Source organism: Chryseobacterium taeanense, from assembly GCF_900099685.1.
In the GTDB taxonomy this organism is placed as follows: Bacteria; Bacteroidota; Bacteroidia; order Flavobacteriales; family Weeksellaceae; genus Chryseobacterium; species Chryseobacterium taeanense.
Genome location: NZ_FNDW01000010.1, coordinates 101236 through 121785 on the forward strand (window position 1 = coordinate 101236; position 20550 = coordinate 121785).

General features: G+C 36.5%; 16 protein-coding genes. 8 read left to right on the top strand and 8 right to left on the bottom strand.

The window, feature by feature from the left end:
• Positions 1 to 659: 659 nt before the first annotated feature.
• The 3 genes from BLR30_RS13605 to BLR30_RS17800 all read right to left on the bottom strand — a co-directional run bounded on the left by BLR30_RS13605 (position 660) and on the right by BLR30_RS17800 (position 1799).
• Positions 660 to 983 carry a transposase gene (locus BLR30_RS13605; protein ID WP_089859918.1) on the bottom strand — a complete coding sequence of 108 codons (324 nt, stop codon included), beginning with the start codon at positions 981 to 983 and terminating at the stop codon, positions 660 to 662.
• Positions 964 to 1188: a hypothetical protein gene (locus tag BLR30_RS13610; RefSeq protein ID WP_089859921.1), complete on the bottom strand. Its 225-nt coding sequence runs from the start codon at positions 1186 to 1188 to the stop codon at positions 964 to 966. Before BLR30_RS13610 ends, BLR30_RS13605 begins: the two co-directional genes overlap by 20 nt.
• Positions 1189 to 1661: 473 nt before the next feature.
• Positions 1662 to 1799 carry a hypothetical protein gene (locus BLR30_RS17800; RefSeq protein ID WP_175443669.1) on the bottom strand — a complete coding sequence of 46 codons (138 nt, stop codon included), beginning with the start codon at positions 1797 to 1799 and terminating at the stop codon, positions 1662 to 1664.
• A 408-nt stretch (positions 1800 to 2207) separates the two neighbouring features.
• Between BLR30_RS17800 and BLR30_RS13615 the strand changes: the two genes are divergently transcribed.
• Positions 2208 to 5168, top strand: a complete 2961-nt coding sequence (locus BLR30_RS13615; RefSeq protein ID WP_089859924.1) for a sensor histidine kinase — start codon at positions 2208 to 2210, stop codon at positions 5166 to 5168.
• Here BLR30_RS13615 and BLR30_RS13620 read toward each other — a convergent pair.
• Both BLR30_RS13620 and BLR30_RS13625 read right to left on the bottom strand, forming a co-directional pair.
• On the bottom strand, positions 5161 to 5796 hold the full coding sequence (locus BLR30_RS13620; RefSeq protein ID WP_089859927.1) for a response regulator: 636 nt from the start codon (positions 5794 to 5796) through the stop codon (positions 5161 to 5163). The two genes, BLR30_RS13615 and BLR30_RS13620, sit on opposite strands and share 8 nt — an antisense overlap.
• A 122-nt stretch (positions 5797 to 5918) precedes the next feature.
• Positions 5919 to 6389, bottom strand: coding sequence for an Lrp/AsnC family transcriptional regulator (locus tag BLR30_RS13625; RefSeq protein ID WP_089860089.1), 471 nt, complete (start codon positions 6387 to 6389; stop codon positions 5919 to 5921).
• Between the two features lie 143 nt (positions 6390 to 6532).
• Here BLR30_RS13625 and BLR30_RS13630 point away from each other — a divergent pair, with 143 nt between their 5' ends.
• A complete protein-coding gene (locus BLR30_RS13630; RefSeq protein WP_089859930.1) occupies positions 6533 to 7918 on the top strand; it encodes an MFS transporter in 1386 nt (461 codons plus the stop codon).
• A gap of 135 nt (positions 7919 to 8053) precedes the next feature.
• Here the strand turns inward: BLR30_RS13630 and BLR30_RS13635 are convergent, their stop codons facing one another.
• Positions 8054 to 10318: a glycoside hydrolase family 3 C-terminal domain-containing protein gene (locus BLR30_RS13635; protein WP_089859933.1), complete on the bottom strand. Its 2265-nt coding sequence runs from the start codon at positions 10316 to 10318 to the stop codon at positions 8054 to 8056.
• Positions 10319 to 10611: 293 nt separating this feature from the next.
• Here BLR30_RS13635 and BLR30_RS13640 point away from each other — a divergent pair, with 293 nt between their 5' ends.
• From BLR30_RS13640 to BLR30_RS13650, 3 genes are all read left to right on the top strand, one after another.
• Positions 10612 to 10908, top strand: coding sequence for a GNAT family N-acetyltransferase (locus BLR30_RS13640; RefSeq protein WP_089859936.1), 297 nt, complete (start codon positions 10612 to 10614; stop codon positions 10906 to 10908).
• Between the two features lie 96 nt (positions 10909 to 11004).
• A complete protein-coding gene (locus BLR30_RS13645; protein WP_089859938.1) occupies positions 11005 to 12615 on the top strand; it encodes a Na+/H+ antiporter in 1611 nt (536 codons plus the stop codon).
• A 487-nt stretch (positions 12616 to 13102) separates the two neighbouring features.
• A complete protein-coding gene (locus BLR30_RS13650) occupies positions 13103 to 15220 on the top strand; it encodes a type IA DNA topoisomerase (protein WP_089859941.1) in 2118 nt (705 codons plus the stop codon).
• Positions 15221 to 15291: 71 nt separating this feature from the next.
• Here BLR30_RS13650 and BLR30_RS13655 read toward each other — a convergent pair whose 3' ends face one another.
• Both BLR30_RS13655 and BLR30_RS13660 read right to left on the bottom strand, forming a co-directional pair.
• A complete protein-coding gene (locus BLR30_RS13655) occupies positions 15292 to 16458 on the bottom strand; it encodes an FAD-dependent oxidoreductase (protein WP_089859944.1) in 1167 nt (388 codons plus the stop codon).
• Positions 16459 to 16483: 25 nt separating this feature from the next.
• Positions 16484 to 17236, bottom strand: coding sequence for a helix-turn-helix domain-containing protein (locus tag BLR30_RS13660; protein WP_089859947.1), 753 nt, complete (start codon positions 17234 to 17236; stop codon positions 16484 to 16486).
• A gap of 111 nt (positions 17237 to 17347) precedes the next feature.
• Here BLR30_RS13660 and BLR30_RS13665 point away from each other — a divergent pair, with 111 nt between their 5' ends.
• The 3 genes from BLR30_RS13665 (at position 17348) to BLR30_RS13675 (ending at position 20342) form a co-directional block, all read left to right on the top strand.
• Complete coding sequence (locus tag BLR30_RS13665; protein ID WP_089859950.1) at positions 17348 to 17770, top strand: PaaI family thioesterase; 423 nt, start codon at positions 17348 to 17350, stop codon at positions 17768 to 17770.
• 72 nt (positions 17771 to 17842) lie between these two features.
• Positions 17843 to 18187 carry a phage holin family protein gene (locus tag BLR30_RS13670; RefSeq protein ID WP_089859952.1) on the top strand — a complete coding sequence of 115 codons (345 nt, stop codon included), beginning with the start codon at positions 17843 to 17845 and terminating at the stop codon, positions 18185 to 18187.
• Positions 18188 to 18347: 160 nt separating this feature from the next.
• Entirely contained in the window at positions 18348 to 20342 is a 1995-nt protein-coding gene (locus BLR30_RS13675) for a S9 family peptidase (RefSeq protein WP_089859955.1), read from the top strand.
• Positions 20343 to 20550 lie beyond the last annotated feature (208 nt).

A 20550-nucleotide genomic window follows, 5' to 3' on the forward strand; every position in this document is an offset into this window, starting at 1 on the left:
CTTTGCCGAGATTCCTACAGAATGACAAAGTGAGTGATGAGGGTTTGATGGTTTTAGAGTGTGAGCGCTGGAGAGTTGAATACGTCACAAAAATTCCCTTCCGTGGAAGGTGGCAAAATTCAGAATGAATTTTTGACGGGGTGGTTCTAATAAGATTTTTATAACATACCACCGTTATAACCACTCCGATTGTCATCCCGTAGGGATCTAAGCACGAATCTTTCCATGCTGACTTTATGAGCTTTGCCGAGATTCCTACGACAAAATGAGTGGTGAGGGTTTGATGGTTTTAGAGTGTGAGCGCTGGAGAGTTGAATACGTCACAAAAGTTCTTCTTGGTGGAGGGTGGCGAAAATTCAGAATGAATTTTTGATGGGGTGGTTGAAGAAGGCTTCCTGTACAATTAGATTTATAATTAAGAGAAATCAGCCTTTCTAGAATAGCAGGGAAATTAAAAACTATCAACCAAAACTAATCCTGAATAAAATATACAACTGATATTTTATATTCTACTGTCACATAAGTACACCGCTGAAACTAATGATGGGGTTTAAAAAAAGCTGTCGGACGGGGTAGAATCTATTCTAAAAAAGGCTGTTGTGAGGAGAAACTGCTTACAGTACTCCCCTAAAATTATTGGATAGTGTAAGCTGCATAAGTTAGTATGAAAATGTTTTGCGCCATCTGCTCACCGTGTTTCTGCTGAGGCTGAAATCTTTTGATACCTGTACATTGCTAAGCTTATTCTTTTTCTGATATTCAAGAATTTTAATAATAGAATTCTGATCGTAGTTTTTGTGCCTGCGGTTATTGATTTCGGTTTCAGTATTTGTTCCGAAAATGATCTCATTAAGCTTTAGAACATCAATGGCCGTAATTTCACTTTTGTTGAGAAGATAAGAGCATGCTTCATATTTGTCAGGATATTTTCTGTTGATGATATCCTCATAGATTTTTTTGTAGTTAGGTATTGATCTTTCCATAATGTTTTTTTATATTAATTCCGGTTACCACGCCTTCTGTAAAATACAGGATCAGGGTTGTCTTTCTGAAAAAAAATGTAATGGCAATTTCGTAATACCAGATGTCAGAGGGGTAATAATTATACTCAAGCCCCAGCTCTCCGGAAATTTCCTTTTTGGTTTTTCCCAGAAGAAACTTATAACGAAGCTTTAGTTTCTTACTCATTACGATATCTGATTTTTTATTATTTATTACTTTTTCAGATTTTAGTATGCCATAATATGATCTGTTTTGTTTATTTTGTTTTTTGCATTACCGGCTTTTTAAAGTATTGCAGAGAATATTTTCTGCAATATGTTTTATACACTTCTCCCTATAAAAACTTGGTTTTGAGTTGCGGAAAGGAGCTTTCATAGATGATAGGAAGCCGCCGCTCCGCAATTAAATGTATTTCACTAATCTTAATGCATATAAAGCTGTCGAAAATTACATACTCAAAACCCTTGTAGTAAAAACACTTTTGGTGTAAAGGGGTATTTATCGAAACTCATTTTTATCATATTTGTGTCAGGTCTTATGATTGAATTTGTGTTCTCATTTTGGTTCAGAACTGCAGAGAGAAAATCTCTGCAATGTCTGAATCCTACTAATCATTATGTGTTTTTAGAATTTTTGTCGCCCCTTATTTGTATATCTTCTCATGAATTTCCTGTCTTAGGTTTGCAGATCGTTTTATTTGCGCCTGGTTGAATTTCCTTATGTTGTTTATTGGTAGTTTGCAGTAAGGAAATGGTAAACATCATGCAGTTGCTTTTCAGATCATATAATACTTTCATTATATTAAGGATTTTAGCGGTTCTGCTCCGGGATTAGTTATTTTTGTATTACTACAGATCTTTTTATTATTTTTTGATGATCTGCTTCTCATTCTGTTTTTCCGGATTTAGGATTTATTTTTTTCTCATGATTTGTTTGTTTTTCAGGTTCTAGTTTTATTTTATATCTGTTAAAAGAAAATCGATATCATACTGATATTTTTAATTATCAAGTACAATGGTATCGTAAAAAGACGTATTTTTGAGTAAGTTTTAAGGTAATCATTGGTTAAGTTTTATCGTAAGACTACAGGCACAAAGTTATTTCTATGAAAGTTTACATGATGTAATACTATTTTAAAATTTAATTAGTATTTATACTACACCATGTAGTACTAGTACTACAGAATTTAATTATATAAACACAATATGAAAAACCTTTGGATACTGTTTTTTGTTCTGCTATTCACTATATTCTCTGCACAGGATGATAATTACTATGAAAAATGGTATAATGCTGACGACAGCAAGCTTCCACAGAATACTGTAAAATCTATTGTAAAAGACAAATACGGTTTTCTCTGGCTTTCTACAGAAAACGGTATTGTGCGTTTTGACGGGAAAAATTTTATTACCTACGATATACAGCTTCCAAGCATCGAAAACAGAACACTACTGATTGACGGTTGTGTCGAAGATGACTGGCTTTTTACATTCTACTTCTACAACCCGGGGACGATTCCCGCTATGATCCATAAAAGGAGTTTCTCCATTGTCGATAAAAAAGATAACACTAATTTACAGGAGCTTAAAAATTACGGAGATGAAAATGCTTATAAACTGGTAAGAGATAGCTCTGCGAGTGTAATAAAAGGAAAATTTCATTATTTTCTTAATAAGAACGAAAATTATAGCCTGGATAATCATCGTCTTTTCTACAATAAAGGTAAAAAATCACAGTTCATAAAAGTCTTGAAAGGTCATTTTTATGGCAGTTTTTTTATCTTGGGCGATCAGCTTTTTTATTTCAGAAACAGTTCTGTCGTTGAAAAAATTGATAGAAATGGCTTAATAAAAGAATATAAAACCGGTATCGGTGCCAAAGCAAAAGATTTTGATTACTTCATCAATTACCCAAACAAACAACTACTAATAAGAAATAATGGCCGAATATATCTTGTAGAATACATCAACGGTTCTGTAACATGTAACCTGATCTGTGGCAGTGAAACGCTTAAAGGGCTCTCGGTGACTTGTATGTATTATGATAAGCCTACTAAAACCCTCTTTGTGGGTACTTTCTCTAAAGGGATGCTGATGCTCAGGAAAAAATTTATTAAAGCATATAATACTTCTGCCGGAAAAACAATTTTTCATGCCCTCACAGACTACAACGACCGTGAAGTGATAACGGCGGATGGAGATATATTCGGTGCTGATGGTTATGAAGGAAGCTTACCTTTTATTAACAATAATACGTATGGTATTGTCAGGCTTGAGAATCCTGGTGAATTTGTCCTTAAAAGTGAACATCGGATTGATCTCTGGTCTCGGAATAAAAATATTATTCTAAAAAACTTCGGAATTCAATCTTCAGTGTATGCCATTAGCGGTTTACCGGGTAATAAGGTATGGCTTTCTCTTGATCTTAAAGGAGAAAAACTGATTGGCTATATCATCATCAGAGACAGTAAGATCATAAAAGAGAAATTCTACAATATTAAAGTTTCAGTGAAAGGTATTTCTGAGGTCAGCGATCAGAAAATTCTGCTGGCAACGGAAAAAGGACTTTATCTTTTTGATGAGAATAAAAGAGTCCGGAAAATGATAATGCCCAATGTGAATTTCAGAAGTATCAATAATAACGGAGATGATCTTTTCTGGGTACAGACTTACGGTAAAGGACTTTATCTTTATAACAACGGGAGGTTATATAGTATGCGTCAGAAAAATCCTCTGTTGGCATCGGTTCACAGTGTGATTGATGATGGTTTAGGATATTACTGGCTTTCTTCCAATTCTGGACTTTTTCAGGTAAAAAAACAAACGCTTATAGATGCTTATCTAAAGGGTACTCCTGATATTTATATTTATAAATACAGCTTGAAAGATGGGCTTCTCACCTCTGAATTCAACGGAGGTGCCAATATTAACGGCATCAGAAAGAATGGCTTTGTCGTATTTCCTTCCATGAATGGCCTTATTTATATTAATACTGTACAGGCTCTCCCTATTGTTTCAGGCGAAGATTTCTACATTGACCGGGTAAGTATCAACGAAAAGGAAAAAAATATCCGTGATGTTTTAAATCTTGAAAGGAATTTTGGATATGTAAAAATTTTTGTGGATTATATCGACTTCGGAAACCCCGGGAATGATTATATCGACTATAAAATAGATGATGATAAATGGTTGCCACTTCCTGAAAATAGTATTATTAATATCAATTCTCTTACGAATGGCAGACATGAGATTCATGTCAGGAAACTGAATAGCTTTTCATCTGCTTATACATATAAAACTTTAGAAATAGACGTTCGGCCTGCATTCTGGGAAACGGAAATGTTCAGATTGTTTGTAGTAATTATTATGCTACTTATTTTTTATGTCATTTATAAAATGAGAATGGCAAGGATACAAAGAGAGTCAGTCGTTCTTAACATGAGAATCGAAAAGCGTACACAAGAGCTTAAAGATACTATAAAATCTCTTTCTAAAACCAGAGAAGAACTTTATGCTCAGCTTTACAGACAAAAGAAGCTTGTAGCGGCTATAAGTCACGATATCAAAAGTCCGTTGAAGTTTATTAATATCAGTGCGGGAATTCTTCTGGAAAATATACAGGACGATTCTCACGAAAAAAAAACAATACATTCTATCAATGAATCTTCATCTCAGATATTGGAATTTATAGAGTCTACTATTAATTATAATAAAATTTTCATTTATGATAATTATCACACGAGAGAAAATATTAAACTTCGCGACTTTATAAATCAGAGGTCAGCAATATTCAAAAATACGGCAGCCTTTAAATCTCTTCAAATCCAGAATAACATAGGAGAGAAAGATAAAGTGGTGAGTAATACGGATGTTTTGAGTATCATCATACATAATATTCTGGATAATGCCATTAAATATACGGACGAGGGCGCTGTCTATATTTACACCGGTTATAAAGAAAACAAACGCACACTGGTGATTGAAGATACAGGCAGAGGTATGTCGCAGGAGGAAGTAGAAAAAATCAATGATTCTGAATATTCTCGAGACTCAAGAATGGGTATGAAGATCATTAGAGAAATGCTTCCGCTTATAGATGTTTCTATCGAAGTAAGAAGTGTAATGGGTAAAGGGACAAAAGTAATTCTTACTTTTACGACTAATTGAGACTGAAAAAATTCAGCAGGGCAGGAATATTTGTGATTCCGAGCTTTTCAAAAATCCTTGTTTTGTAAGTGCTTACGGTAGATTTGTGAATATAAAGTTTGGATGCGATCTCATTGTTGGATAATCCCGCCGCCAACAATCTTGCGATTTCGAGCTCACGGAGAGACAGAAGCTCAATCGGTGTGATGTTGTTTTTTCTTATTATATTGTCGAGCAGTTTTTCCTTAAGATTTTCGCTCATATATTTTCCGGATTCGAAGAACTTACTAAATGCTTTTATAATATCTTCGGGCTCAGATAGCTTGCTTAGAAAACCGCTGGCTCCGGCTTTAATGAATTTGAAAGCATAGATGCCTTCATCCAATGCGGAAAACATAAGGATTTTGATGTCTCCATCATATTCTAAGGAAAGGTTTTCGACAAAATTCAGGCTGTTGCCTTCAGGGAAATTAATGTCAAGGATGATAAAATTTATATTTTCTCTTTTAATGATAGTTCTGCCCTCATTTAATGTAGACGCTTCAAAAATGGAGATCTCGGGAAAATGTTTTTTAAGGAGCAAATATATGCCCTGTCTTACAATGCTGTGATCATCAATAACAATTACATTTTTTTTATCGATTTCCATTATATAATTTTCATCAATTTTTATATAATTCAAATATATTAATATTTTTTTTGAAAATAAGTGCCGAATCCTTATATTTTTCTATAAATGAATGGTTTTCTAATAATAATTTTGGATCAGTGTTAAAGGATCTGCACGCTCTCTTTAATACTGTTCATTACAAAAATGCTTTTCGTCTGTCCTATTCCTTCGATTTCGGATAATTTATTCACAAAAAATTTATGAAATTCATCCATATTTGGAGCCAATATTTTCAGCATAAAATCAAAATCTCCGCTGATGTTATAAAATTCTATGACTTCTCTCAGCTTTCCGACTTCTTCAATAAATTTACCGGCAGTTTTTTTGTTGTGAACATTGAGAGCAATCATACAGATCACCATCATTCCTTTATTTACTTTTTTACGATCCACGACGGCCGTATATTCCTTTATGATTCCCAGTCTTTCCATTCTTTTAATGCGTTCATGAGTTGGCGTAGGACTCAGGTTGATTCTGTTAGCAATATCTCTTACACTAAGTTTGGCATCTTTCTGTAAAATTCTTAAAATTGAAAGATCTTTTTCATCCGGAGAATAGTTTTCTGTTGTCATTTGTTCTGTTTTATTTAATAAGTTAATTAATGAAAGGTTATTTGTTCTTTTATTTATTTGATAATTTAAATAATGTTCCAAATTTAATACTTAATTTTTATTTATGTTCTGTTAATGTTAATTTTGCAGCATAAATGAACTATATGGATAGAAGAAATATTATTTTAATTTTGGCATCAGCAGGAACATTTGTAGAGGCCCTAGATATTGCGATTATCAATCTCACTATTCCTTCTATTCAGAAACAGTTCAGTATTGGGACAGATACCGTACAATGGCTTCAGACGCTTTATGTATTATTCTTTGGCGGCTTTCTTATCATAGGAGGTAAACTTTCAGATCAGATCGGGCGTAAGAAAATTTTTCTTTCAGGAGCACTTGTTTTTATGCTGACATCTTTGGGGGCAGGATTATCTTCAGATTTTGGAACACTGGCGATATTCCGTGCGTTGCAGGGTTTGGGAGCAGCATTCATTATGCCTTCAGCGATGTCAATTGTTACTAATACTTTTACGGGCGATCAGGAAAGAAACCGTGCTGTAGGGATTTTCAGTTCATTTGCAGCAATCGGATCAGGAAGCGGGCTTTCTTTGGGCGGAATTATCAGTACATACCTGAGCTGGCACTGGGTTTTTCTTATTAATGTTCCAATTCTTGTTTTGACTTTAATTTTGGCTTATTATTATCTTCCTAAAGATGAAAGCTCAGAAAAATCTCAAAAGACAGACCTTCTGTCAGGAATTTTACTGGTTTCAGGATTGCTGAGTCTTACGTATGGAACACATGAATTAATTCATATAAAAGAACATCCTCTGATAATTACATCTTCTCTCATCATGGCGGTTTTATTCTTAACAACTTTATTTTATCGTTTAAAATCCGCAACACAACCATTAATTGATCTGTCATTGCTGAAACGCACCTCATTAAAGATTTCCAGTATTGCTTTTGTTGCTTTGGGGGCATTTTTTATTGGTTTTCTCTTTCTTATTTCATTGATGTTACAGAAAGACATGGGTCATAGTGCCGCTGAAGCAGGATTGATGCTGGTTCCGTTCAGTGTGATGTCAGCATTGGTAGCAAAATTTGTTTTGCCCCATATTTCAAAAAGATTGAATTCTGCTCAGATGGCTATTTTTGGATGGTCTTTTATGTTGAGTGGTGCTTTGGCTTTACTGATTTCTATTTATTTCGGTCATCCTTTGGCAGTGGTTTTATTGGGTGCAGCGTGCATTTCAGGTATCGGGATGACATTCTGTTTTACGGCATTGTCGGTTTTAGGAATTCAGGATGTAAAATCTTCAGAATATGGAGTTGCAGCAAGTCTTGGCTCTACAAGCTATTTTTTAGGAGCAGGGATAGGATTATCTTTTATGACATTAATGAGTCAGCTTTATCCTTCAGAACTGGCGGTCGGAAATTTGAGTTTACTTATTTTGATTGCTTATTCACTATCAGCGTTGGGTATATTGGCTTATTTTATTATTAAAAATTTGAAGATGAAAAATGTGAAAGTAATTATTGAGTAGTATATTCAACTCAAATATTTAGTAATGTTTTCAAGATATTAGTTATCGCACGTAATTGCTTCTGAAAATATCTATTAATAAAAAATGCCCGAATTAAAAATTCAGGCATTCGCGTTTTAGAAATATATAAGCAGCTTACTTAAGTGTAAACTTTACTTTCGTTTTGATAGCATCTGAAGAATTTCCTATTAAAGCTTCGAAGTCTCCAGGTTCTGCTACCCATTCGTGCTTATCGGCATCAAAAAAGCTTAAAGCAGTTTTATCAATGGTAAATGTTACTTCTTTCTCCTCTCCCGGCTTCAGGAATACTTTTTCAAAACCTTTCAGTTCTTTTGTAGGTCGCTGAACGGATGATTTCAGGTCGCTGATATACAATTGTGCCACTTCCGCACCGGCTCTTTTACCTGTATTTTTTACAGAAACGGTGAATGTAATTTTGTCATCTTGAGACATCGTTGTTTTATCAGCTTTAGCCTTTTCAAATTCGAAAGTCGTATAGCTTAAACCATGTCCGAAGCTGAATAAAGGTTTGATTTTTTTCGTGTCATGCCATCTGTAGCCTACTAAAATACCTTCATTATATTTGATATTGATAGGGTTTTGTTGGTCTTTACCCTTTCCTGCAGCCAGTTCTTCTTTGTTTCCGGGATATTCTCCCATCTGATGCGCTGCATTATCTTCAAGTTTCACAGGAAACGTAAAAGGAAGTTTTCCTGACGGATTTGCATCACCTGCCAGAACTGCAGCAATAGAATTCCCGGCTTCAGACCCTAGATACCAGGCTTGTACAATCGTCGGAACTTCTTTTACCCAAGGCATTGCCACTGCATTTCCGGAGACAAGAACCACGGCAAGATTTTTATTGGCTTTTGCCAACGCTGAGATTACATTGTCCTGATTATACGGCAGTCCGTAGCTTTTTCTGTCATTACCTTCACTGTCCTGAAAATCTGCTTTATTCAGCCCGCCTACGAAAATTACATAATCTGAAGACTTTGCCAGTGCGACAGCTTCATTCAGAAGAGCTTCAGGCGAACGTTCTTCCTTCAGATTCTGACCGGATTTTACGCCGTTATATTCACCGCCGATATCTCCTACATAACCTCTCGCATATTGTACATCAGCCTGTTTTCCGAATCTTGCTTTAATTCCGTCTAAAGGAAGAGTCTCATATTTAACCTTTAAAGAAGATGAGCCCCCGCCCACCGTCATGATTTTAATGGCATTTTCTCCAATGACAGCGATTTTTTTGGCTTTGCTGATATCAATCGGAAGTACATTGCCCTGATTTTTTAATAGTACAATTCCTTCTTCACCGATTTCCCGGGCTACTGCTTTATGCTCTTCAGATGCGATATTTCCGAAAGGCTTATTCCTGTTCATCGTGGTTTTATAGGCAAGACGTAACAGTCTGGTTACCTTGTCATCAAGCTCTTTTGTCCCAACTTTTCCTTCTTTAATTAATTTTAAATAAGGCTGTGCCAGATAATAACTGTCATATGCATTGGAATGTCCTTCAGATAAGCCGTTGGTCCAGCTTCCGAACTCAAGGTCAAGCCCATTGTGGATGGCCTGCTCCGTATTGTTGACAGCTCCCCAGTCCGAAAGCACAACACCTTTATAACTCCATTCTTTTTTCAGGATATCGTTAAGAAGATATTGGTTTTGGCTGGCATACTGTCCTTTGTACATATCGTATGCGCCCATAATAGTCCATGAATCTCCTTCAGTTACAGCTGCTTTGAATGGCGGAAGATAAATTTCATATAAAGCCCTGTCATCAATGATTACATTACTGGTATGACGGAACATTTCCTGATTGTTTAAGGCATAATGCTTGACAGAAGTTGCAACACCATTAGACTGAACTCCTTTGATATAAGGCACCACCATCTTCGATGTTAAAAAAGGATCTTCTCCCATATATTCAAAATTTCTTCCGTTAAGCGGAGTCCTGTAAATATTGACTCCGGGTCCCAGAAGAATATCTTTTTTTCGGTATCGGGCTTCTTCTCCCAAAGCTTTACCGTAATTCCATGACATATTTTTGTTCCATGTCGCAGAAAGAGCTGTCAGTGCCGGATACGCAATGATAGAATCGTTGGTCCATCCTGCCTGATCCCATTCGTCCCATTTCACTTCAGAACGTACGCCGTGAGGTCCATCGGTCGTCCAGAATTCAGGAATTCCAAGTCGCGGTACACCGGGAGAACTGAATTTCGACTGTGCGTGAAGCATTGCGATTTTTTCCTCAAGTGTCATTTTAGACAGAGCGTCCTGAACACGCTGTTCAACAGGTTTTGATTCATCTAAATAGACGGGTATTACTGTGGTATTTTGAGCCATATAAGAAGCGGAAATAAGAGTAAATAAACTTACAATGGCGGTTTTCTTTAACATAAAAAAGCCTTTTTTGATTAAAAACAAAAATAGGAATTTTTTTTATTATCTCAAATTGAGAAAATGTAATTTGAATAAATTGATTATTTATCACCAATTATGATATAGAATAAAGTGAAATTTTAAAAATTTGCACAAGTTATCATAGATCATTATATACTTTGTACAAACGTCTTAATTTAGCAATAGGCAATAGGCAATAGGCAATAGGCAATAGGCAATAGGCAATAGGCAATAGGCAATAGGCAATAGGCAATAGGCAATAGGCAATAGGCAATAAAAATTTATATATTATGGAAACAACGAAAGTAGTTTTAGGAAATGTAAGAGGTGAAATACTGCTCTTCTCAGACGACAACAAGGCCGGAAAAATGGATATTTCGGTAATGGGAAATAAATTAACTGTTTATCACACCGAGGTCAGCGAAGAACATGCAGGAAAAGGATTTGCGAAAATATTATTAGATAAACTGGTTTCATATGCAAGGGAAAACGACCTTAAAATAGTACCGCTGTGCCCATATGTTCATGCGCAGTTCAAAAGAAATCCTGAACAATACAATGATGTATGGTTAAAAGAAGAAAATTAAACTGAAACGAAAGCTATTGGATAAAGTATATATTTAGAGAGAAATTTTTTTTTTGAACCAAAAGGAATTGCAACCACAGATAATAAATAAAAAACGATGCACGAAAAACTCCTTCTTATACTAGGCCTCCTTCTTATCGTCATGCTGCTTGTCATGCTGGCACAAAGAATTAAAATAGCCTATCCAATATTTTTGGTGCTGGCCGGATTGGGAATCAGTTTTATTCCCGGAGTTCCGGTCTTAAAGCTTGATCCGGAAATCGTATTCCTGATTTTCCTGCCACCGATTTTATATGAAGCGGCATGGTACACCTCATGGAATGATTTCTGGAAATGGAAAAGAACCATCGGGCTTCTAGCATTCGGACTGGTTTTCCTGACATCACTGGTCGTGGCATTTGCTTCACAGGCTTTAATTCCAGGGTTTACGCTCGCATTAGGATTTTTACTGGGCGGAATTGTATCACCTCCGGATGCTGTTGCGGCAACAACGGTTTTAAAAGGATTAAAAGTTCCCAAACGTACGCTGGCTATACTTGAAGGCGAAAGCCTTATTAATGATGCTTCATCGCTTATCGTTTTCAGATTTGCTCTAGCGGCGGTAATGACAGGCGTATTTTCCATGCAGGAAGCCACCGGACAGTTTTTTCTTGTCGCAGGAATGGGCGTTGTTGTGGGAGTTGCCGGGGCGCATATTTTTTATGCCATTCACAGATTCCTGCCGACAACCCCTGCAATTGATGCAGCGCTTACAGTGATTACACCCTATATTTTATTTCTTTCTGCGGAGCATTTTCACTATTCCGGAGTAATGGCAGTAGTGAGCGGCGGATTATTCATGTCATTCCGTTCCCATGAGATCTTTAAAACAGGAACAACAAGAGTTAATATGCTCGGTGTCTGGAACACCCTGATCTTTGTGATGAATGCATTGGTGTTTGTACTCATAGGCCTTGAACTTCCTGATATCATCAACGGACTGGGAAAAACTTCTTTAATAGAAGGGATCAAGTACGGGCTGATTATCAGCTTTATCGTCATCATCGTAAGAATGTTGTGGATATATCCGGTAGCTCATATTCCGAGATGGCTTAGTAAAAATGTGCGTAAAGACCCCACACCGGGATGGAAAAATCCTTTAATTATCGGCTGGGCAGGAATGAGAGGTGTTGTTTCTCTGGCGACAGCGCTTTCGATTCCGGTTATGATGAATGAACAGTCGGAGTTTCCAATGAGGAATTTAATCATTTTCATAACATTTGTAGTAATTTTTGTAACCCTTATTTTTCAGGGACTTACGCTTCCGTTGATTATAAAACTGATTAAAATTGGTGAAATTGATCCCATACAGCCTTCACATGAGCAACAGGCAGGAATTCAGCTGAGGCTCGATAAACTGGCGCTGAACAGGCTTCATCAAAAATACCAATCGAATATCAATACCAACAGCCTCGTAGAGAACTTTAAAAATACCATTGAAAATGATATCAATCTTCATAAAAACCATTTAAGCTCCATTGAAATGTGTACCAACAGGCAGCATGATCTCAGTGAATATCATCAGATCATGCTTGATATTTTTGCCCTACAGCGTAAAGAACTCTTTAAAATGAAAAGAGAAAAACAATTTAGTGATGATGAAATCCGAAAAGCAGAGTCTCAACTTGATCTCAATGAATTAAAAATTACAGGAAGCAAGCATTTGTAAAATTATTATTTATAAAAAACAAAAAAACAAATAGCCTTTGGGAGAATGAGCTGATTTATGAGTTGGAATGTTGAAAATCTTCAATTCTAACAACTCCGGCGATATTTTTAGTAACCTTGGATAACATTCTTACATCCGCAAGTTACATTTTTACGATTCCGGGTTACATTCTTACGACTTCGGGTTACATTCTTGCATAAGTAAACAACATTTTTGCAAGTACAGATATAATTTTAACGCCTGCGAGTTACATTCTTGCGACTTCATGTTACATTTTTGCGACTCCAAATAACTTTCTTGTGATGTAATTTGTATTTGGAACGATGTAAACTGTATTTCTTTCATGGTAAAATCAGGATATTGCTTGTAAGCTATCATTCACGCCCTCAACGATCAATCAAAAACGATCAACCATCAGCCTACAACAAATTAGCAGAATCCAAAAAAAATCCCGATTTTTGTCCCTCTTCAAAATCCCCGAACATTCATGAAACTTTGTATTGCAGAAAAGCCAAGTGTTGCCAGAGATATCGCCAAAGTACTGGGTGCTACCACTCCCAAACAAGGTTATATGGAAGGAAACGGCTATTGTGTGACATGGACTTTCGGGCATCTCTGCACCCTCAAAGAACCTCACGACTACGGTCCGCAGTACAAATCCTGGAATTTGTTTCTGCTACCGATAATCCCCAATAATTTCGGAATTAAATTAATCCCCAATAAAGGCGTTGAAAACCAGTTCAAAGTCATTGAAAGATTAGTTGCCGAATGTGATGAGGTCATCAACTGCGGGGATGCCGGGCAGGAAGGAGAACTCATTCAGCGATGGGTGTTGCAGAAAGCAAAATGCAATAAACCTATTCAGCGCCTCTGGATTTCATCCCTTACGGAAGAAGCAATTAAAGAAGGCTTTGCCAGCTTAAAACCTGCCGAAGACTATAAAAATCTCTATCTTGCGGGCAATGCCAGAGCTGTGGGCGACTGGCTTTTAGGCATCAATGCGACAAGACTTTTTACTAAAAAGTTCGGAGGAAATAAAGCTGTTCTTTCTATTGGAAGGGTGCAGACTCCGACATTGGCAATGCTTGTGCAACGTCAGAAAGAGATTGACGCTTTTACCACAGAAGAATACTGGGAGCTCAAAACGAAATATAGAGATGTAATCTTCAACGCAGCCATCGATCGTTTAAAAACTCTGGAACGTGCCGAAAAAGGTCTTGAATATCTGAAGGAAAATATTTTTGAGATCGTTTCTTTTGAAATTAAAGAAGGAAGAGAAAAAAATCCAAGGCTGTTTGATTTGACCGGCCTGCAGGTGGAAGCGAACAAAAAGTATGGCTACTCCGCAGAGAATACATTAAAGTATATCCAAAGCCTGTACGAGAAAAAACACGTTACCTACCCGCGTGTAGATACGACGTATTTATCAGAAAGTTTATATCCGAAAATTGAAGGCATCCTCAGGAAAATGTCATTCTATCAGGATCTTATTGCTCCTTTATTAGAAGCTCCTATTCCAAAATCCAAAGCCGTTTTTGACGACACGAAAGTTACGGATCACCATGCGATTATTCCCACGGAAGTTCCGCCTTCTCAGAATCTGAGCCGCGAAGAAAAACTGATCTATGATTTAATTGCAAAACGTTTTATTTCCGTTTTTTATCCTGAATGTAAAATTTCCAACACGCTCGTGGAAGGTAAAGTAGGAACCATTCCTTTCAAAACGAGTGGAAAACAGATTCTTGAACCGGGCTGGAGAGCCGTTTATGCCAAAGAACCGAAAGATGAAACCGAAAAGGAAAAGGATAAAGAGGAAGAACAAACCATTCCCGAATTCACGGTTGGAGAAACCGGGTCGCACGATCCGATGATTCATCAGGGGAAAACGTCGCCGCCAAAACCATACACCGAAGCAACGCTACTCCGTGCTATGGAAACAGCCGGAAAACAGGTAGAAGACGAAGAACTTCGTGAATTGCTCAAAAACAACGGAATCGGAAGACCGTCTACCCGTGCCAACATTATCGAAACGCTTTTTAAAAGAAAGTACATCGAAAAGAAAAGAAAAAACCTCATCGCTACCCAAACCGGAATTCAGTTGATTGATACCATTGAAGACGAACTTCTTAAAAGTCCTGAACTTACTGGAGAATGGGAGCTTAAACTTCGCAAAATTGAAAAGGGTGAATATGAAGCCAATCATTTTAAAGAGGAACTCATTCAGATGGTTACAGAGCTTACCGAAAAAGTAGTCTACGGAAAAGGAAAAGTAATCAATCTGGAAGAAGAAAAAGAGGTGAAGGAAAAGAAAAAACGTGAACCTGCTGCTAAAAAAGAACTTCAGTCCTGGGAAGAAATCAAATGTCCGAAATGCAAGGAACATCATCTCATAAAGGGAAAAACGGCCGTCGGATGTTCAGATTTTAAAAACTGCGGATTTAAAGTTTCATTTGAAATCTTTGGAAAAAAACTTTCCGATAAACAGTTGATGGATTTAATCATAAAAGGAAAAACTTCAAAACTGAAAGGTTTTAGCACACATCCTGAAAATATGACAGAAGGAGTTTTATCAATAAATGAACATTTTAACATCATCCTTGTCTGATCCTGGATTTATCAAAAAAAAATAGAAATACTTCATAGCATTTCTATTTTAAGTATTATTGATAAGTTTGTTTAGTAATGATGACTCTTGAAAAAGCTCAGCATATTCTCAAGAGCATTTTCAGCGTGCATCAATTCTCCGTTGTCTAGAGATTCTTTTGCCACTTTTGCAGACCTTTTCCTCATGCTGATCTCGTATGACGAAATAGCTTCACGCAAATTTTTATACTTGTCAGAGGTAAGGCATTCGCTCAGTTCCAGTGCATCAAGCATCGCCATATTTACTCCTTCTCCCGCAAATGGAGGCATTACGTGTGCTGCATCGCCGATCATGGTTATATTAGATTGTGCTTCCCAGGTCTGATCAAAAGGAATACAGTAAATAGGACGTGGAATAAAAGGAGTTTCTGTATTTTCAAACAGTTCAAGCCATATGCTGTCCCATTCAGGATAAGTCGTTTTATACCAATCTAATATTTGAGTTCTATCAGTGAAATCTAAGTCGCTTTCTGATGCCCAGTTTTCATCCGTTCTGAAACTGGCGTAAAAACCGATATCGCCGTTTCCTTTTTGTCCCATCAAAAGATTTTTATTGTTTCCGAAAGCCATTATTTTTCCGCCTCTCAACAAAGCATTAACTTTTGGAGCGGCTTCTTTTACCTGTTGAATATTTCCTTCAAGCATGGTGATTCCGGTGTAAAAAGCTTTGCTGTCCGTAATGTATGGGCGGATTTTAGAATTGGCACCATCACAGGCTATAACAATATCTGCATAAGCTGTTGTATTATTTTTAAAATGCAAAAGCCATCCTTCACCCTGATTTTCCATAGAAACAAAATGACTGTTCCAGACTACAGTTGCCGGTTGTAAAGATTCCAGTAAGATTTTCCGTAATGTACCACGATCTATTTCTGGACGAAAATGCTCTTTTCCGAAATCTTCTTCAGGTTTCGATTCATGATCGCTAAAAAAAATCTCAGCATTTTCGTTCATGATAAGTTCCCTGTCGGCACCAATAAGATAGTTTTGTTTGAATTCTTCCAGCAAACCTGCCTTACGAATGGCAGCCAGCCCGGAATCATCATGAAGATCAAGAGGAGAGCCTTGAACCCGTGCATTTTTATTAAGATCTCTTTCAAATACTTTTACTTCGGCACCTTTTAGTTGTAACAATCTTGCCAGCGTCAATCCACCCGGACCACCACCAACAACGGCAATAGATTTATTTTTTATGAGCATAATTTTAAAATTTTATGCCACAAAATTAGGTTGTATGATAAATCAAAAATTGTAAAAATCGGTCGTTTTCGTTTTTAAAAAGTTCCTTAGGCGAAACCCCGGAAAGCTTTTTAATTTCTTTAATAAAATGAGACTGATCGGTAAAATTAAGCTGAGGAAAAAGATTTCCGTCTTTAATATGATACAAAGAGGCCTGAAAACGCAGGATTTTACAATAATATTTTAATGAAATTCCTAAATGCTTATTAAAATAACGGTTAATTTGGCGCTCATTCCAATTAATACTTTCCGCAAGATCTTTGATTGCGATTTCTCCGTGGCTCGAAAAAATAAGTTCGAAAAGTTTTTGTTTTCGTTCATCAATTTTTTCAGGTAATAAAGATTTTATTTTTTGAGAAGCTTTTTCGGTAAATTTATCAAAATCTTCCAGGTCTTCAATCGTAAAGCCCCAGAAATCGGAAGGAAGCTCTTTTCCTCCGTTTACAAAATCTGCAATAGATTGTTGAAGGATATATTCCAGAGCAAGCGGATTGAAGTTAATAGCAAAAAAAGAAGAAATTTCTCTTTTCGGCATGGGTTTAGGTTGGGTTTCCAGCCCCATCAAAACAATTTTAAATTCATTATGAACGGTCTTGCAAAAAAGTAAATCGATTTTACCATTTGGAATAATAATGCCTTCATTGAATGTTGATAGATTTTGAAGCGAAGAATAGCCGTACACTAAATCACTAAAGGATTGAACGGGCTTTACAAATTTATAGACTAAATCATTGCTCATAGGATGATTTTGGCGTTTTATAAATAAACGAATTTACAGTTTCCTTATTCTATAAATTCAATTTAAGTGAAAATTTTTAAGTTATGTTATATTTGTCTTAAATTAAAAATAATGACACCCGAAAAAAAGCAACTCATCACAGGTAGTTTTCACCGTTCTGAAACTTTAAAATTTTACAAAGCTGAATTATTGGAAGTTGAAACCGACTTTATTTCCATGAAAATTCCTAAAATGGATCTTATGACCAGAAAAGCAGGAATGTTCAACGGCGCGATGATTGCTTCGCTTGTAGATGTTTCTTCAGGATATGCTGCAGTAAGTCATTATGATGAAGATTGCTATGTTGTTACCGTGGAATTGAAAGTCAATTATTTACGTCCTGCCATTGGTGATGCTTTGGTTTCAAAGTCGTATGTCATAAAAGGTGGCGCAAAGATCAGTGTCATCCGTACGGAAATTTATACCACAGACGAAAACGGTGGATCTGAAAGTCATGTGGCTACGTCATTGGTAACGATGATGAAAATAAAGTAAACTTTTAAGGAATTTATAGTATATTTAATGTAGAAAGTTATAAACAAATTAATGAACTAAAAAATAAAAATTATGAACTTAATTATTCGTCTTTTGGTAACAGCCATTGTTGCCTATCTTCTTACCATGATTTTACCGGGTGTTCACTTTTCAGGATTTGGCGGAGCTATTATTTTTTCCATCGTTTTGGGAATTTTAAATCTGATTGTAAAACCGATATTGAGCATTTTAGGATTGCCTTTAACGATCATCACGCTGGGATTATTCGCACTGGTAATTAACGCACTTATCATTCTGATTGCCGACTATTTTATCGACAGTATGGTAGTCGATGGCTTCTGGTGGGCACTGATATTCAGTATTCTTCTTTCTTTGGTAACTTCACTGGTCAATTCAATGATTTCTGATAAAGATTAAAAAAATACATAGCAAAGATTGATAAAGAGTGGACTTCTGTTCGCTCTTTTTTATTTGAAAATTGATAAATCAGTTGTTAAAAATAAGTAACTTTGGAACCTTTGAATTAAACAGAATTATGAAGTTCCATATTTCATAATCAAAAAACGATATCAATAATATGAAATTAAAGTACAGTCTGCTGGCTTTGGCAGCTCCGCTCTTAATGAATGCACAAAAAGTAATGACGCCTGAAATTTTATGGACTTTAAAAAAAGTGGGAGTACAGGCCGTTTCACCCGATCAGTCTTCGCTTATTTATAAAGTAGGGCAGGTAGATCTTAAAACAGAAAAAACCAAAAGTGAAAACTATTTTCTGAATGTAATTAATAACCAGTCCGATAAAATGGATTTGGGAAAAAAAGTTCTTATTCAGTGGGATAAAAACGGGATTTATGCACAGGAAGGCGATAAGATTTTTCTTTCTAAAGACAATGCAAAAACATGGACAGAATTTTATACCATTGGTGAAGTTGACAATGTAGTAATCTCTCCAGATGGTAAGAAAATAGCTTTCAGTAAACAGGTTCTGGTGGAAAAAGTAATGGGAAAAGATAAATATCCTGATACTCCGAAAACCACAGCACAGGTTTATACCGATTTGAATCACAGACATTGGGATTATTTTAACGAAGGAAAATACAACCATGTTTTTGTAGTGAATATTTCAGACAAAGCAGAGGCTGCAAAAGATCTTCTCGATGGTAAAATGTGGGATTCTCCGCAGCGACCTTTCGGAGGAACTGAAGACTTCATCTGGAGCCCGGATTCTTCCCAGCTTTTATATGTTACAAAACCTAAAAGCGGAAAAGAATATTCAACAAGCACCAACACAGATATTTTTGCATATGATCTTGCAAAAGGAACCACGAAAAATTTAACGGAATCTAATAAAGGATATGATGTAAACCCTAAATTCAGTCCCGACGGGAAATCTTTGATCTGGCAGAGCATGGCGAGAGAGGGATATGAAGCGGATAAAAATGACGTAAAAATCCTCGACTGGAAAACCGGTAAAATAACAAATCTTACCGCAGGCTGGGACGAAAGTGTTTCCGGAGATGTTTTCTGGGGTGCAGATTCTAAAACTATTTATTTCACGGCAGCATTCAGAGGAACTAAACAATTATTCTCTTTAGATCCAAAAAATGCTAAAGTTCAGCAGATTACCAAAGGTAATTTTGATGTCAATGAAATTTTTGCAGATCAGAAAAAATCCCTTTTAGTAGGAAGAACAGATATTAATCATGCAACAGAACTGTTCTCCGTGAACATTAAAAACGGAGAAATGCAACAGGTAACGGATGTGAATAAAGATACCTACGCAAGTCTTTCTCAAGGAAAATCTGAACTTAAAATGGTGAAAACCACCGATGGTAAAGAAATGGGAGTGTGGTTCCATTATCCACCCAATTTCGATCCGAATAAAAAATATCCTACTTTAGTGTATTGCCAAGGCGGGCCGCAATCTGCATTAACCCAATTCTTCAGCACAAGATGGAATTTTGCTTTAATGGCAGCTAACGGATATATCGTTGTCGCACCAAATAGACGAGGAATGCCAGGGTGGGGAACAAAATGGAACGAAGAAATCTCTAAAGACTGGGGTGGACAACCCATTAGAGATTATTTGGCTGCAACTGATTATGCCAAAACGCTACCTTATGTTGATGGAGAAAGAGTGGCGGCAATCGGCGCAAGTTATGGTGGGTACAGCGTGTTCATGCTTGCGGGAATCCATGAAAACAGATTCAAAACATTTATCGCGCATGACGGATTATTTGATATGAAATCATGGTATCTGACAACTGAGGAACTTTGGTTTGCGAATTGGGATTTAGGTTCTCCTTGGGAAAAACCACTTCCGAAAGCTTATACTGAATTTAATCCAAGCAATTTTGTTGATAAATGGAATAAACCGATCATGATCGTTCAGGGCGGAATCGACTACAGGGTTCCTTATGAACAAGGGCAGGAAGCTTTTCAGGCTGCTCAGTTAAGAGGTTTGAAATCCAAACTGGTGTATTTTCCTAATGAAAATCACTGGGTGCTTCATCCACAAAACGGTTTGGTTTGGCAGAGAGAATTCTTTGGTTGGTTAAAGGAAACCTTATAAACTGTGATCTACCATCATCAATTCTCCTTCTTTGTAGGAATGTCAACAATTCAGAGACTTTTTAACGGGGTGGGTAGCAAATATAAAAAATCAACAGAGAAACGGGCTTTTTAGTCCGTTTTTTGCTTTTCAAAAATATGTTCATTTGCTGAGTGAAACGTCATTGCGAACGAAAAATATTCAGTTTTATTTAAAAGAAAATCTTAGC